Source organism: Bacillus sp. ISL-57 (genome assembly GCF_018613135.1).
GTDB classification, from domain to species: domain Bacteria; phylum Bacillota; class Bacilli; order Bacillales; family DSM-1321; genus Peribacillus; species Peribacillus frigoritolerans.
In genome coordinates this window covers 1-15494 of sequence record NZ_JAGGQV010000036.1, presented here as the reverse complement: position 1 = coordinate 15494, position 15494 = coordinate 1, and the positions used below count along the sequence as shown (strand labels likewise).

The 15494-nt window shown below is 34.7% G+C and carries 16 protein-coding genes; 8 read left to right on the top strand and 8 right to left on the bottom strand.

The window, feature by feature from the left end; genetic code table 11:
• Window positions 1–318: 318 nt before the first annotated feature.
• Window positions 319–669, bottom strand: coding sequence for a hypothetical protein (locus J7I90_RS26015; protein ID WP_214774671.1), 351 nt, complete (start codon window positions 667–669; stop codon window positions 319–321).
• Between the two features lie 603 nt (window positions 670–1272).
• Here J7I90_RS26015 and J7I90_RS26010 point away from each other — a divergent pair.
• A complete protein-coding gene (locus J7I90_RS26010) occupies window positions 1273–2802 on the top strand; it encodes a serine hydrolase domain-containing protein (protein WP_214774668.1) in 1530 nt (509 codons plus the stop codon).
• A gap of 390 nt (window positions 2803–3192) precedes the next feature.
• Here J7I90_RS26010 and J7I90_RS26005 read toward each other — a convergent pair whose 3' ends face one another.
• Entirely contained in the window at window positions 3193–3600 is a 408-nt protein-coding gene (locus tag J7I90_RS26005) for an ester cyclase (protein WP_214774666.1), read from the bottom strand.
• Window positions 3601–3639: 39 nt separating this feature from the next.
• Entirely contained in the window at window positions 3640–4401 is a 762-nt protein-coding gene (locus tag J7I90_RS26000; RefSeq protein WP_214774664.1) for an MBL fold metallo-hydrolase, read from the bottom strand.
• Window positions 4402–4525: 124 nt separating this feature from the next.
• Between J7I90_RS26000 and J7I90_RS25995 the strand changes: the two genes are divergently transcribed.
• The 3 genes from J7I90_RS25995 (at window position 4526) to J7I90_RS28305 (ending at window position 6442) form a co-directional block, all read left to right on the top strand.
• Complete coding sequence (locus J7I90_RS25995) at window positions 4526–4936, top strand: Lrp/AsnC family transcriptional regulator (protein ID WP_095395691.1); 411 nt, start codon at window positions 4526–4528, stop codon at window positions 4934–4936.
• A gap of 161 nt (window positions 4937–5097) precedes the next feature.
• Window positions 5098–5784 (top strand): hypothetical protein, encoded by a 687-nt coding sequence (locus J7I90_RS25990; protein WP_214774662.1) that lies wholly within the window; start codon window positions 5098–5100, stop codon window positions 5782–5784.
• A gap of 517 nt (window positions 5785–6301) precedes the next feature.
• Window positions 6302–6442, top strand: a complete 141-nt coding sequence (locus tag J7I90_RS28305) for a cation transporter dimerization domain-containing protein (protein WP_483861569.1) — start codon at window positions 6302–6304, stop codon at window positions 6440–6442.
• 186 nt (window positions 6443–6628) lie between these two features.
• On the opposite strand, the gene J7I90_RS25985 is transcribed toward J7I90_RS28305, so the two are convergent.
• A complete protein-coding gene (locus tag J7I90_RS25985) occupies window positions 6629–7117 on the bottom strand; it encodes an HPP family protein (RefSeq protein WP_214774673.1) in 489 nt (162 codons plus the stop codon).
• 472 nt (window positions 7118–7589) lie between these two features.
• Between J7I90_RS25985 and J7I90_RS25980 the strand changes: the two genes are divergently transcribed.
• The 3 genes from J7I90_RS25980 (at window position 7590) to J7I90_RS25970 (ending at window position 10795) form a co-directional block, all read left to right on the top strand.
• Window positions 7590–8018 carry a hypothetical protein gene (locus J7I90_RS25980; RefSeq protein ID WP_214774660.1) on the top strand — a complete coding sequence of 143 codons (429 nt, stop codon included), beginning with the start codon at window positions 7590–7592 and terminating at the stop codon, window positions 8016–8018.
• Between the two features lie 905 nt (window positions 8019–8923).
• Complete coding sequence (locus J7I90_RS25975; RefSeq protein WP_214774658.1) at window positions 8924–9478, top strand: GNAT family N-acetyltransferase; 555 nt, start codon at window positions 8924–8926, stop codon at window positions 9476–9478.
• A 309-nt stretch (window positions 9479–9787) separates the two neighbouring features.
• Window positions 9788–10795, top strand: coding sequence for a ketoacyl-ACP synthase III (locus J7I90_RS25970; RefSeq protein WP_214774656.1), 1008 nt, complete (start codon window positions 9788–9790; stop codon window positions 10793–10795).
• A gap of 455 nt (window positions 10796–11250) precedes the next feature.
• Here the strand turns inward: J7I90_RS25970 and J7I90_RS25965 are convergent, their stop codons facing one another.
• The 4 genes from J7I90_RS25965 to J7I90_RS25950 all read right to left on the bottom strand — a co-directional run bounded on the left by J7I90_RS25965 (window position 11251) and on the right by J7I90_RS25950 (window position 14110).
• Entirely contained in the window at window positions 11251–11778 is a 528-nt protein-coding gene (locus J7I90_RS25965) for a permease (RefSeq protein ID WP_214774653.1), read from the bottom strand.
• Window positions 11775–12257: a hypothetical protein gene (locus J7I90_RS25960; protein WP_214774651.1), complete on the bottom strand. Its 483-nt coding sequence runs from the start codon at window positions 12255–12257 to the stop codon at window positions 11775–11777. Before J7I90_RS25960 ends, J7I90_RS25965 begins: the two co-directional genes overlap by 4 nt.
• Complete coding sequence (locus J7I90_RS25955; RefSeq protein WP_214774649.1) at window positions 12250–12591, bottom strand: PadR family transcriptional regulator; 342 nt, start codon at window positions 12589–12591, stop codon at window positions 12250–12252. Before J7I90_RS25955 ends, J7I90_RS25960 begins: the two co-directional genes overlap by 8 nt.
• A gap of 298 nt (window positions 12592–12889) precedes the next feature.
• Window positions 12890–14110, bottom strand: coding sequence for an MFS transporter (locus J7I90_RS25950; RefSeq protein ID WP_214774647.1), 1221 nt, complete (start codon window positions 14108–14110; stop codon window positions 12890–12892).
• A gap of 195 nt (window positions 14111–14305) precedes the next feature.
• Here J7I90_RS25950 and J7I90_RS25945 point away from each other — a divergent pair, with 195 nt between their 5' ends.
• Entirely contained in the window at window positions 14306–15157 is an 852-nt protein-coding gene (locus J7I90_RS25945; protein ID WP_214774645.1) for a LysR family transcriptional regulator, read from the top strand.
• The last annotated feature ends 337 nt before the right edge of the window (window positions 15158–15494 follow it).

The window sequence follows — 15494 nt, the reverse complement described above, 5'->3', positions numbered from 1 at the left end:
AAGAATGTACATCATATGGAAATATATGGAGTTGTGTTTCGCTCCTTTATTTTGCCATGCCTTCCGAAGCCAAAATGAAATGATTTCAATCCATCTAATCAAGAAAGTAAATCCAAGGAGAATGAAATCCTACGAATAAGCGAGTATTCGTGAGAAAATAGTATTAAACTGAGGGAGTTGAAGAAGGATAGAAGCTAAGACACTATATAGAGCCTGTTTTTTATATAAAAAAACAGGCTCAATTATATATGGAGAGTGAAAAATATAGTGGTTAAGTCAGCTTGAAAACTATATTTTACAAATTTCTTTTATCCATGTTTATTTTATTTTTATGAAATGGAATAATTGCTTTACGTAATCTTCTGGTTTTGTCGTTTGATTTTGCATCCAATGCATCGTAGCTCCATAAAGTGACCAGCTTAGCATCACTGCAAAAGCCTCTACCTCAATTTGTTCTTTGTTAGTCCATTGCTTTTGTGCCCAATTTGAGAAGAAGGTTTGAAGTTCTTTTTTTAATATCGTTTCTATTTGGGTTGTAAATGCCTCGTAACTTCGGTGACATTGGTTACGAATAGATGTTTGGAACTTTATAATGGATAAAAAAATAGCCTCAATGGTCTCTTCATTAATTACCTCATGTGTACTTACCTCTTGAATGACTTCTCTCATAATACTTGTTTCTTATGGCACTAAAGGGGCAGGATAGTTGAAGAGTGCTGTTTGACCTTTGTTCAACAATTGGGCTAGATTGTGGAATCAGAACACCACTGCCCGCCTCCTTGATTTTCTTCATAAAAGGATTTTATAACAAATTATCTGACAATAGATTTATCTCTTCGTCGGTACATGACTCGAGAAAGGCATTGTCTCACTCATCCCCCTAGTTAAATCGCGTTGCTGAGGGAATGGGACTGTATTTAGCGAAGCAAGTGTGCAGCAGACTCAGTCATGAACTGTCCGTATCGTCGGAGTTTGGTACGACGTTTACAATCACTTTACAACCACATGGGATACCCCTCCTTGGCTACAAAGCAGACTAGGACATGCACGATTTGTGACAACTTTGTCATTTCGACGCGTGATTTTGTTATATAAATCGATGGTTTCGGTAATTATTGCGGGCTATACTAAACGTTATTGAGAACATATAGACTGAAATGGGGGGGAACGACGTTGCTTAATCTGCTAGCAGCACGGTCATGCAAACGATTTACTTCCTTGTGGCAGCAATAGCTACATAAAAAACATAAATTTGACCAAGGGGAATCGGTAATGAAACCATCAGTAAGAATTTGTATGTTAATGATTGCTATGATTTTGGCGGTTAGTGGTTTCACACCCAAAATAGCTAACGCCGAATCAAGTGAAAAAATTCATAAGATCGATAAGTTTGTTGAAAAGCAAAGAATCATTAGTAAAATTCCAGGGTTATCGGTAGTTATTGTAGAAAAGGGGAAAACGGTATATCAAGAAGGCTTCGGGTACGCTGATGTAAAGGCGAAAACACCTGTGACCTCTAATACATTATTTGAAATCGGATCTACAACGAAAGCATTTACAGGTCTAGCCATTCTACAATTGGAAAAGGAAGGGCTGTTAAAACGATCTGATGATGTCCGGAAGTATATCCCATGGTTGAAGCTAAAATATAATGGAGAGCCGCAAACGATTACTTTAAATCAGCTTCTTCATCATACCAGCGGGATAGCTTCTAATTCTATAGCACAAATTCCTGAAAGTAATGCAGGTAACGCTCTTGAGTTGAACGTAAGAACATTGCTGAATCAGCAATTAAATCGAAAGCCAGGCAGCTCTTTTGAATACGCTACACTCAATTATGATGTACTAGGACTCGTTATCGAGGTCGTAACGAAGCAACCCTATGAAATATATATGAAAAAGCAGATATTAGAGCCAATCGGTATGAAAGACTCGTTCGTTGGGCTACATCAAGTTCAGTCCTCTGAGATGGCTTCCGGCTATAAAATAGGATTTATGAGAGAGCAGCCATACTCACCGCCCATTTATCGGGGGAATGTACCAGCTGGATATATTATCAGCAATACGAATGATATAGCGAAGTGGATGAAACTACAATTAGGAAACTATCGGAGCAATGCTATCGACAAGCAGCTCATTCAAGAATTGCATATCCCTGATCAGTCAGTGGAGCCTTTCGATAAGGATACCTACTATGCCAGTGGATGGGCAGTTATGAAAAAAAACGAAAAACAATATATTTTCCATGCCGGAGAGAACCCAACATTTACCTCATATTTCATCATGCAGCCCGATGAACAAATAGGGGTAGCAATTCTGTCCAATATGAATACGAGCTTTACGACATCCATAGGTCAAGGTGTGATGGATCTATGGGAGGGAAACAATGTTACTAATAATCATTCAGATAGATATCAAAAGTTGGATAGATTCGTGACTATCCTGTGTATTGTAGTCGGCTGTTTTGGTTTATTTTTTATCCTACTATCGCTAAGAGTAATGAGGAAGCTTGTTAGAAAACAACGTATTAGGACATCATTAAACGTAATGAGGATCATACTATTATCTATTCATACGTTGTTTGTAGCTGCGATTTTGACACTCGCAATCATGTTCCCGAAAATTTTACTTGGTGGATTTCCTTGGACATTTATAAAAGTGTGGGCCCCAACTACGATCACGGTGTTATTTTATAGTGTCATAGCGACAAGCATCATATATTATTTGTTTGGGTTATTACTTATTTTTACCAAAAATAAAATTGAATTAAAGAAGAAACAAATTTCGATAAAACAATTTTAACAATATGTTGATCGATTTGTATCAAAAATGGGATTCTAATTAATTCAATATAATTAAATTATCAAATAGGAAGGGAAGACAGCCCGAGTCCTCTCATTTCACCTAGCAAGTGGGTCCTCAATCAGGATTCCCCATTTAAGAACGATTTTCCATTAAAGAGCGCCATTCTTTAATAAGAATCGCTTATCTTAATGAACTAACGGGTGCTTTAGCTGAAGATCGGAGCTGTCTTTAAGGCAGCTCTTTTCTTATGGCACTAACGGGGCAGTTTAGATTAATAACGGATCTGAATATGGTGATTTAACAGTAGGGGAACTTAGATGAGAAAAAAATTATAAAAGACCCAAAAAGGGTCAATTTGATACTGATTCATTTGATTTAATAAAAAAATTAATCTTTAAGCTGTCGAAGAACATCATTTACATCAACATGTGATCTTTTCTCAATGATTTTACCATCTTCAATTCGTAACTTCATCATAAGAGAGAATCTAACGGTTTTTCCAGTAGCAGGAACACCCAACAACGGGATACCTGTATGAGTTCCTTCAAAGATGAGATATGCTGCTACTTGATCACCTTCAGCTATTATGGATTGAATAGGCATTTTAAAGCCAGGGAATGCATCAAAGTTTTTCTTTTCAGATTCCACTAAGCCTTCTAAGCCTGGAAAGGGTGTATCCATCTGTGGGTAGAATACAAAGTTTTCATGGCAATAATCTTTAAGAGCCTCATAATTTTCTTGTTCAATTGTTTCATAAAAACGACGAACTAGTTTTTTGTTAGCCTCAACAGACACAGATATCTCTCCCTTAATGGACTATTTATCCTATTATTATTAGAATGTATATGATTCACCGTCAGCTGGTACTAAAACGTTAGAAGACATCTCTTTTTCGTTAATAAAGCTCTTTAAGTCTTCTCTAGACAATCCCCAGTGGTTAACAGCTTCCATGTGAACACAAATAATTTTAGCTTCAGGAGCAGCTTTGTGCACTTCATAGACATCATCTTTGCCCATGACTAGAGAACCGCCTTGGAAGAATTGGTTATCCCCAGCATTTACAACAATAACTTCTGGTTTATTTGCCTCAATTACATTTTGAACTTCTTCATACCATACAGTGTCTCCAGCAACATATAATGTTTTCTCCGTTGGGTGTTTAAATATAACGCCACATACAAGACCAGCAAGTTTTAAGATTTCTCCTCTTCCATGCTCGCCTTTTGTTTTCACTAATTGGATACCTTCAAACTTTGTATCGTCTTGTAAAACCTCTACATTTTGGAAACCAGCGTTTCGAATCTCTGTCGCATCTTCTTCATTTTGGGCAAATATTTTGGTCTCTTTTGGTAAAGCTTCTCTAGCAGCATCATCCCAATGATCATAGTGCAAATGAGTAACAATAACTGCATCTATATCTTTTATAATATTGTCAATGGATGTTGGTAAGCTTACTAAAGGATTGTTTTGATCTTGCCTTGGCGAATTTGGGAAAGGTGGGTAAGTACCTTTTTCCGCTAACATTGGATCGATTAAAAACTTTTTCCATGCGTATTCCACAACGATTGTTGCATTACGAATTTGATGTATATTCATGTTTATTATCTCCTTTTTGTTTTGTTTTAGCACTCTTTTAGTTTAAACTATGACCAACTAACGAATACATGGGGTAAACAAAGTCTTTAGGCGGTTTTACTTTATTAATGAAAGGATTATTAAAATGTTAGATAAGACGGATATGGATATCCTTGATGAACTATCCAAGAACAGTCGTATCACGATGAAAGAATTAGGCGAGAAAGTCCACTTAACTGGACCAGCTACTTCAGCTAGGGTGGCAAAGTTAGAGGATAGTGGGGTTATTGAGGGATATACCATAAAAGTTAATCATGTCAAATTGGGATTTTATATACATGCTTTTCTAACCATCATTACACAGAGCACAAACCATCAGCCATATTTGTCATTCATCAAAACGCAGGAACAATACCTTGTACGTAACTATAAAATCAGTGGAGATGGTTGTTACCTTCTAGAATGTAAATTTCCAACCAATGAATTAATGAATAATTTTTTGGAAGGGTTAAACGAGCATGCAAATTATAAATTATCCATTGTTATTAAAAAATAGGGAATCAATATAATGGAGAGTTTGTGAAGAAATCTACTTAAACTAACGGGTGCTTTACTTCAATAAGAGAGTTGCTTTGGCAGCTCTTTTTGTTATGGAACTATCGGGGCAGGTTAATTCCAAGATAAGAAGTAATATAAGATTCTAAGAGGTGATTAAAAATGTCTAATGAAAAGTTATTTACAGCTATTTACATACCAGAGACACCGTTTGTAAACGGAGTATTAAAGCCAAAAAAGGCAAAGAAATATAATTTCGAATTGTTTACAAACAAAAAAATAGCTGATACTCTTTATCATTTTATTTATAAAAAGAATGACAAGCAAATTCACAGTTTTTATCTTATTGGAGATTTAGAAGATGAGTTAGAAAGATATTTGTTTGTGGAAAATAATGAATTGTATGATAAATTTGTATCGCAGTTTTGGGGCGGTGGTGAAAGGTATTGGGTGAGTGGAATGGATACCTATTTAGACGTTTGCAAACCTGAAGATGCTCTCATTGAATTAAACAAAGCCTATAGCAATAGTTTTTATGAAGAAGATGAACCCATGCCAATGTGCCATATATTTGGACAACAGATGTGGCATGACAACGCGTATCTAATAGCCAATCGTACAGCTTTAATTGAACTAAGGAAAGCAATTGATACTGCCTTGAAGTTTGAAGAAACTAGATTAGGTTTATCTCCTTCAGATGGTGAAGGGTATGATTTATTCATCAAATGTGTGGAAGATAATTTTAAATGGGAAGCGTTAGAAATGCCATACCATGATAGAGAATGTTATGTACCTGATGAAACAGTCAATCTTTCTCCATATAAAGCTTTTAAAAAATATAAAATTTAAAGAGAAGTATACAATCTGGAAGGTATTTTCTTAATGAACTAACGGGTGCATTTGTTCATTAAGACTACTAAATTGGTGGCTTTTAATTGTGGGTTATTTTGAATAATCATTCATTTAAAACCAGTAAAAAATGTCCCTCTAATCGAAAATCCTTTTTTAGGAAAGTGTATAAATCGAGAGCGTTCGGTTCTTGGGAAAATGTTCAAACTTTATTTCAAAGCAACACTAAGAATCTTAACTCCTTAAATAGCACGGATCATGTAGGTTTTTTTCTTATTAAGCAATCGGGCCAGATAATTGAATAACACTTGATAGTTGACTTAGATATTTATGTTAATAAAAAGAGATTGTGAAGGAATGGCTTAAGCTTAGATAGGTATATTAATATGCTCTTTCAACACAAAAAACATCTATCCATGCTTGAAAATGAGATAGATGCTTTAGCAAAATGTATTGAAGAATCTAAGATTATCCGATCAATTCCCGGCTTGTCATCTTAGTGAATTAGAAATTAGATATTAAACATGCTCATGATATTTCTACAAATGTAGAACAGGCATTAGCCAAAGAACATGATGTATATGATGTTCTTGTTCACTTAGAACTAATTAATTCCTTACAAAGGTCATCCTTATGGATGTCTAGATATGGAATATAAGATATGAAAGGTTATTAAATTAATTAAGAAGCTCTAACTCCTATACAGCATTCTGATAGAATTTATTAAAAAATACAGAATGAATAACGAAAACCTGTATAGGATTTTATCCATACAGGTCTTTTCAGAAAATATAACGGAATAAAAATTTGAGTTCATTCATTAAAAGAATTTATTTTTATACTTTTAAATCCAAAACACAGGATATTCTCTATCACTTCGTAAATTATTAATTAATAAGGCAATTAGCACAATAACAATGGATCCTGTTAATACTGGCGTAAATAAACTCCCCCAGGGGTAAGCACCAAATATTACAATGATTGGATCTGCCCCGGCAGGAGGATGGGTTGTTTTAGTTAACATCATCAGACCGATAGCTAATCCGACTCCCATGGCCAAAGACCATGGTTCATTTCCAAATATATGATAAACAATTAATCCTATTAAAGTTGAAATGAAGTGTCCACCTATGATATTTCTAGGCTGTGACAAAGGAGAATTCCCAAGCCCAAATGCTAATACACAACTTGCCCCAAATGAAGCTATTAACCATGGAGTAGATGTAAAGCTGGTTAATAATCCAAGAAAAAAAATAGTAATAAAACCACCTATGATTCCAGTTATTATATCTTTCGCATTTACTTTTAGAGGACTCTTTCCTCTTCCCCTCATTTTAATTAGGTAAAATCGAACGTTGTGTTGAATTGTTGCTTCTGACTGCTCCTTTTTAGCTAGATTTCCTTTTGTAATCAAATTTATGTTCCCTCCTTGCTAAAAAAACACTTTATATATATTACAATTCTTTGAAATATATATAAAGTGATAAATTAATCCATGTTTTTATAGACTGTTAACAATATGCAATATAGCTTATCCAAGAAAAGGGCGGGCGCGATTGTGGAGAAATACAGGAAGACCATGATCTATCTTTTTTTCAAAATGGATTCTTTTTATTTACAAAAAATTCCGACTGGTCGTACTCGGAATTAAATAAGAACTTCTGTTTTTCTATCTTTATATTCGTTTTTTGAAAAGCAGTTAATAATGCTGAAAAAGCTATCTTATGGAACTATCGGGGCAGTTTAGTTGAAGATAAGCTGGAACTATTATGAAATGTAAACATCTAAATTTATGGAGGTGTATGATGAAAAAGATAATAAATTTTACTTCTCTTTTTGTCTTTATGGTGTTATTGGTCGGTTGTAATGGGGAAGAAAAAGGACAATTATCAAGAGTAGATGTTCAAAAGATTGATACAGAAGGAAATTATGAAAATTTGGTAATGATAACAGATAGCGAATCAATAGAACTGCTAAGGCAAGCATTTGCACAAATCAAATGGGATGATAAAGTGGTTAAAATGGCTAGTGAACCAGACGTAGAAGCTACTTTGTTTTACACTTTTGATGAAAATATACCTGAAAGACTTTACGAATATAAAATTTGGTTTAATGAAAGTGCAGGTACAGCAACAATTATTAGCAATAATGAAAACGAAAGTTATGGAGAGTTAGATAAAGATAATACACAATTCCTAAAAAAAATTTTCTTAAGTAACAGGTACTTTAGCTGAAGGTGGGAGCTGCCTTTATGGAACTATCGGGGCAGGATAGTTTGGTAACTTTATTTGGAAACTGTGTTAAGATTAGGACATTGTTGTTTTGAAAGGCGTTGGAACAATTGAGTCGTGTCAATCCAAAAACAAAGATATACTTTTGGCTATCTGTTACCTTTTTACTCTGTGGGATTGTTTCTTGGATTCCTTATTTGGTCTTTAAAATTGAAGTACCCTATGGGATGCTAACATTTGTTCTTAACCCAATTGGAGTGCTTTATCAAACAAGAGATTAATAGCCTTAAGCAATTTATTTATGGTCTTTAGTTTTATTCCTGTTATGATATTTGTATATCTAACAAAAGGGTACATTCCTATGTGATTGTTAGGGGGATTTCCTGACACTCCATCAAACGTATTATAGAAGTAACAGATGCAATAGAAGTAAGTTAGATCTGTCATCTAGACAAATTTTTTTTATGCAATAAATTTGTCAATGACACTACTTCTTAACAGTCTTTATAAAAAAGTAAATTTACAGTTTAAGAAAGTTATTGTGTCGCAGTTCGAACAAATTGTGGTAATAAATAGGATGATTCTTGTTTAACAAACGTGTGCGTTAGCTAAAGGTTGGAGCTGTCTTTAAGGCAGCTTTTTCTTATGGAACTATCGGAGCAGGATAGTTCATTAAGGAATACTGTTAAGTCAGATTAAAGTTGTTTAAAATAAAATAAAGTTGTTTAAAAATGTCAGTCATGTTATTCCATTAAAGGTCCAGATTGTTGAGTAAACAGTTGAAACATATATATGGAAAATTATTTAAAAAGGATGTACTAAGATGAGTGTGATGATATTAACCTTAATTGGGGACATTTTCGCTACCATCGGTGTTCATTAACAAAGCGTAGTTAGAGGAGGTTCAAATGGAGAAGCGGGCTGTTTTATTTCATTCATTAGAGGGTGAAAAAATCTACTTCAAAGCACTAAGGATAGAGGATGTTCAAGAAATACATCATTATGCGTCAGATCAAGAGGTTTCACGATTTATTGGCTGGAATTTGATGAGTACTTTGGAGGAAACTCGTCAGTTCATTGAAATAATGTTAAAACACGAGTCTGCAGGAACTCATTTATATTCCTCTATTGTTGAAAAATTAACTCAGGCAATTATAGGAACAGCCATAATTTTCAATTTTGACCAAGAATCAAACCAAGCTGAAATTGGTTATGTGTTGCATAAACATCATTGGGGTAAAGGGTATGGCACGGAGATTGTTGCATTGATGAGTGATTTTGCATTTAAATCACTTAATCTTCATAAGCTTCATGCAATGGTAGTGCATGCCAATATTGGCTCTGCACGGATACTTGAAAAGAACAGGTATGAGTTAGAAGGACGATTAAAAGACCACTATTTTATAGAGGATAAGTATTATGATGCATTACTTTTCGGCAAAATTACTAACCTGGAAACTTAGAGTTCGTGTATAGATAAAATGAAGAGGTTTGTTGACGATAATTTCAGTAAAATATAGTCCCTTCTTATTCAAGGGCGCGATTCATTAATAAGAATTGCTTTTCTTAATGAACTAACGGATGCGTTAGCTGAAGATCAGAGCTGTCTTTAAGGCAGCTTTTTCTTTATGCAACTAACGGGGCAGTTTACTTCAATAAGGAGTAAGTGTTTTAGAAAAAAAAGGAATTTAAATTGATTATTAACAATATAAATTGTTATAATTAGTACCAGGTATTAACACTAACTTCTAATAAATATATGGGGTGAGCGTATGATAGGAGCGAGAATAACAGCTATCGGGACATATGTACCAGATAAAAAATTAACAAATTTTGAACTTGAGCAAATGGTCGAAACAAATAATGAATGGATTATTCAAAGAACCGGGATTCATGAACGAAGAATAACCCGTCCTGATGAATTTACCAGTGATATATGCATATCTGCAGTAAAAGATTTAATGCACAGATATAATAAAGAAGTCAAAGATGTAGATATGATTATTGTGGCAACAAGCACACCAGATCTACCATTCCCATCTGTCTCAAGTATCATACAGGACCAATTAAATATATCTCAAACAGGTGCCATAGATTTAAGTGCAGCGTGCGCAGGATTTGTTTATGCAGTACATACAGCACACAGTTTAATTTCTTCTGGGCTCCACAAAAAGGTACTAGTTATTGGAGCGGATACACTCTCAAAAATTACAGATTATACGGATAGGAATACATGTATTTTATTTGGTGATGGTGCTGGTGCTGTATTAGTTGAAAGAGATGAACAATCAAAAAGTTTCATTGGATTCCACCTAGGAAGTGATGGAAGAGGAGCACAACATGTATATCGACCTGGACTATCAAAAAAGGTCAATGGGATTGAGTTATTAGATACTCAATATCTTGTACAAAATGGTAGAGAAGTTTTTCGGTGGGTTGTAAGGAATGTTCCTGAGAGTATAAGACAGATATTAGAAAAATCACAAACGAGTTTAGATCAAGTTGATTGGTTTATCCCTCATAGTGCTAACTTAAGGTTGATAGAGCCAATTTGCGAAAAATTAGAATTCCCAATGGAAAAAACGCTTTATAGCTTAGTCAACTTTGGAAATACCTCTGCTGCAACCATTCCTTTAGCTCTTGATCTTGGAATCCGTAAGGGAAAAGTCAAAAATGGAGACCGAGTTCTTATGTACGGATTTGGATCTGGATTGGTTCACGCTGGACAACTTTTAGAATTGAATTTTGACGAACAAATTAATACTCCTACACCATTGTGATGTATTCTAAGTAATCATTTAGATAAACAGAGAATATTTTATGACGCATAAACTTTTTCCTCGAGAAAGATTATGAAACATTCTACTTAAACTAACGGGTGCGTTAGCTGAAGATCAGAGCTGTCTTTAAGACAGCTTTTTCTTTATGCAACTAACGGGGCAGGTTAATTTAATAAGCGAATTAAAAAGGGGATACAGTACATACTGTATCCTCTAACCTTTTCCTGCATACAGTAGTCCGTTGTAAGTGCAGGGTTAACGGAAAATGCTGGTATTAATGAGCGATCCTGGAGACAAGTCCAGCAGCGACAAGTGAATAATCTCAAGGTATTTTCAACTTATTTCCCTAGTGTTGTTCATAAAAGGTCCGGATCCTAATGGAATATTAAAAATTTAAAAGCTACAGCTACAAAAGAATCTGGGATTGAGGAGTTCAAAGACTTATTGATTTGAATCTATACTTCCTTCGTTATATCATACCTTAACAATTTTTGTTGATCATAAATTTTTTCAAAAAGAATTCCTGTTAAATAGTAAAACACGAGGCCAAAACAAATGTGAATAAGTGTAAATTTAGGACCAAATGAAGTGAATTCATATACTAGAACTGGCAATTTCACTGTTGACCAAGCGCCTAAGAAAAACACTATATAGCGGACACTGGCTCCTTTTTTCAATAAAAGTACTGCAATTGGAAAGGCTATATAAAGAGGGCCTGCTGCTACTGTTGCTAATAATAAGGTGAAGAAGACACCATATATACCTGATTTTTCACCCATATATCGAATGAGTGATTCTTTCTTTACCCATTGATCCAATAATCCCACTAATATAAATATAGGAGGAAGTAGGAATAACATATCCAAAATACTTTTACCAGTTAATTGAACTGTTGTCATAGCAATAGCTTGATTCATAAATGCAATAAGAAGAAGCCCTAATAATAAAATGAAAAGGAACCGATATCTTTTTAGTTTTTTCATGTCATCACCACCCAAATAATCAATGCAAATAGAAGAGACATTATTATGGCAGAAATATTTCGAGCATAAGCAAAACTTCGTCCAAAAGTTTTTTGTTCCATAGATAAAGTTGTAAGTCCTACAGACATTAATGTCGACATTAATACCGCAACTTGTGGAAGAGCAGCACCATTTTGAACTAATGTATCTCCGAGAGGAAAGACGATAAAGCTTGGAACTAAAGCAATTGAGCCAATGAGTGTTGAATAAATGATGCCCAGTAAGCCAGAATTTTCGCCAATAATTGAAGAAATAAGGGACGGTGTCAATAAAGATAATGCTAGCCCAACAAAAAGCATAATAGCTAATAAATCCGGTAAAACATTGCGAAACATTTTCCATGAACTTAATAAGGCTGCCTTTGTTTTATGTTTATCTTTTGTAAAAGAAATACCCAAATAAATAATGGCTATTATATATAGAATAATTCCACTAATCATTATTTTGAGCCTCCCATTCTTTATATTTTTCTAGGAAAAACGCTAAATTTTTAATTTTTCCCTCAATATCTATTTGAAAATCTTCTAATTTTCTTTTTCCAACTGTAGTGATTTTGTACATCCTTATCGGTTTATCTCGATCAGATGTATCCAAATAAGACTCAACAGCGCCTTCTTCCTCTAATTTTTTTAGTGTGCGATATAATATGGCACTATCAATTGGATTGATGGGAAGCTCTTCCTCACATTTTTTCAGAAGTTTCCCTCCATAGTTATCTCCCTCTGATAAAAATAGCAATAGAAATGCACCTGTATGTCTCCCTGTATGTTTCATGAAATAAAACCTCCTAATTTTAATGTAAAAATTTATTCGGCAACATGTTACTGTTAATAACAGTATGCTTTCATAAACAGTAATGTGTCAATTTTTTTCTTTGTGATAAAAAAAAATAGAATGTGAAGGATTGCACTTAAACTAAGGGTGCAAGGTTGATTAAGGAACACAATAATGATCAATCCTTTTTATAACAGAATATCTAATTAAATAGTAAAAGGGCATGTTTTGATTAATCTTTTTTCAAAACATGCCCTTTCTATTTTTTCATTTATCTAGGTTGTTTTTATTAATTTGCTCAAACTTTGTGGTGATGCCATGACCCATTCCTTTTTTTTATTTTTACTCTGTATAAATTAATCGCTCCCAAAGCTACAGATATTCCGGCTAAATATAGGGCTTGGTGATAACTGTTCAATAGATTAACGACTAATCCGAATAATGAGGGTGCTATGACAATGAATAATTGATTTAATGTCAATGCTGAACTCACCGTTAAACCTATAAAACGTGAATCCGATTGCTCTGTGATACAAGCAATAAAAATGGAATACCAACCAATGGCTACAAAACCCAAAAGAAAACAAAATAATAGCATCAAGATTTCCATTTCAACAGTCATGATGAGTGGCAGCATCACTGTAAGAATTACGGTAACAGCCATCACAATAAGCAATAATCTTTCCCTTATACCTTCAAAGAATTGATCACTCGCCCATGCGATGACTACCCGCCCAACCATACCACCTATTAAAACGACGCTTGAATATTTTCCTGCCTCTGTTAATGAATAGCTCCCTTCGTTATGCAAATAACTCATAAAATGCGCAATGATAATCATCTGTAATGACATCATCACAACACCCACTATATACATTGGATATAATTCCTTATTATTTTTGATGACATTCATTTTCTCCTTGAACCCGACCGATGTTGATCCCGTTTCACTCGTTCTTTCTGGTTCGTTATATAATAATAGGAAGATCAGTCCTCCCATTATTGCTACGATCCCTTGTACTACATGTACTGATGACAAATTGAAATGATAATATGTATAGGATAAAACTGCAGAGGCTAAAGATCCTCCAATCGGTATTCCCGTCTGTCTTATCCCTAGAGCCAGACCTCTATGTTCGTTTGGAAACCATTTTACGATGGCCGTGCTTCCACCGGTTTGAGCGCTTCCGTACCATACACCAACCAACAATAATAAAAGCAGCAATACAATATAATCATTTACAAAAACTAGCGTTAAAGCTGAGAGCCCCAATAAAATGTTGCCCCACCCGATAATGTGTTTTTCCCCTTTTTTATCCATCAAGTAACCGAACGCCAGCATTGAAAACATCGGTCCAATATTGACTGCTGAAACAATGAAGCCTGTTTGAAGTGGTGTTAAATTCCATTCAATTTGATAAAATGCAGCGATAGGTCCCATGCCATACGTCACAAAGGTTGCTGCAGTTTGGGATAACGTGGCCACCAATACGATTAACCATTTATAATATGTATGCATTAAGAGATGCTCCCCCTATGCTTGATGTATCGTTCAATAATAATTCGGTGGGATAAATTCTTATTTTCAGCTTCTAGCATTATCTGGTCTCCCTTACTTATTAAGCTAACTAGAGTTTACTCTGACTGCCCAGAAGCGTAAAATGGAGGAAAATGATAGGGTTCATAAATTTTTTTTATAGGGTGTGCCAACTATATGAACATCAAAGAAATAGCATTGAAAATTGAAATATTAAACCGTCAAAATTTAAGTAAGTCTGCAGAAATCACGAACTATACTCAATCCGCCCTTACGGCTAAAGTGAAAAAAATGGAGTCGGAAATTGGAAAACTTGTTTTTAAACGCACGCCCCAAGGATTGAAAATCACTAGCGTAGGAATACAGTATAAAAACTATCTTCAACTTATTTCACAAGAGTACGAAGAATTTTTAAAAAACATTGGTGCCTTTCAAACTAACTCTAAAGTGGATTTTGGCACCTCACATACAACCTTGAAAATCTATGGTGCCCATATTGCGAATAATTTGGATATGAACGACATTCAAATGGATGTGGATTTCGCCGTAGATTCCAGTAATGCCATAAACCAAAAAGTGCACAATTCCGAATTAGATTGTGCACTCATTAGTGAACCGATTAAGAAATATCCCGACTTAACTTATGACATCGTTGCAACTGAAACATTCGAGGTCATTTCAAGTAAGGACCATATCATCAATTTTGATTGGGAAACACCTATTACATTGCTCGTATTGAGTATAGGTTGTATGTATACAAGAGCTGTGACCGAATGGCTTATGAATAATCAAATACCATATAAATTAAAAGAAATAAAATCAATCAGCAGTATCCAAGATTTTTTGCAAATCAGCAATACCATTGCAGTATTGAATACTAAGCTTATAGAATTATATAACTATACAAACATTCACTATTACAAATTAAGCTTTAACAATGTCATTAATACCGTTTTCGTTTATAAGATGAACGACGGCGAACAGAACAATATCCTACATTTAAAAAATGTTCTTAAGACAATTGGTTAATTATTAAAAAGGGGTTTTATCTTTAGAGTTGCATTGAACTGGGCTGAGCCTTGTAAGTAATCTGATTGAGTTTGGTAGATCGTCAAACAAAAACCTCCAATCACAGCATATTAAGTAGAGGGTAGCACGACTACCACAAAAGGATTAATCCCCCATGAGTAGTGCTACCCATAAAGGGCGTGACAATCGGTGGTACAACGTGGTCTCAGAGTCAGTGGGCTTAAAGGCACCATAGTTCAACGACCTTCTTCGCCAGCCATTAAAACATTATCGACATAGAGACCAATTTTCATTCTCTGTGGTGAAGCGCCGATTTTGCGCTTCATGGATGGCTAAC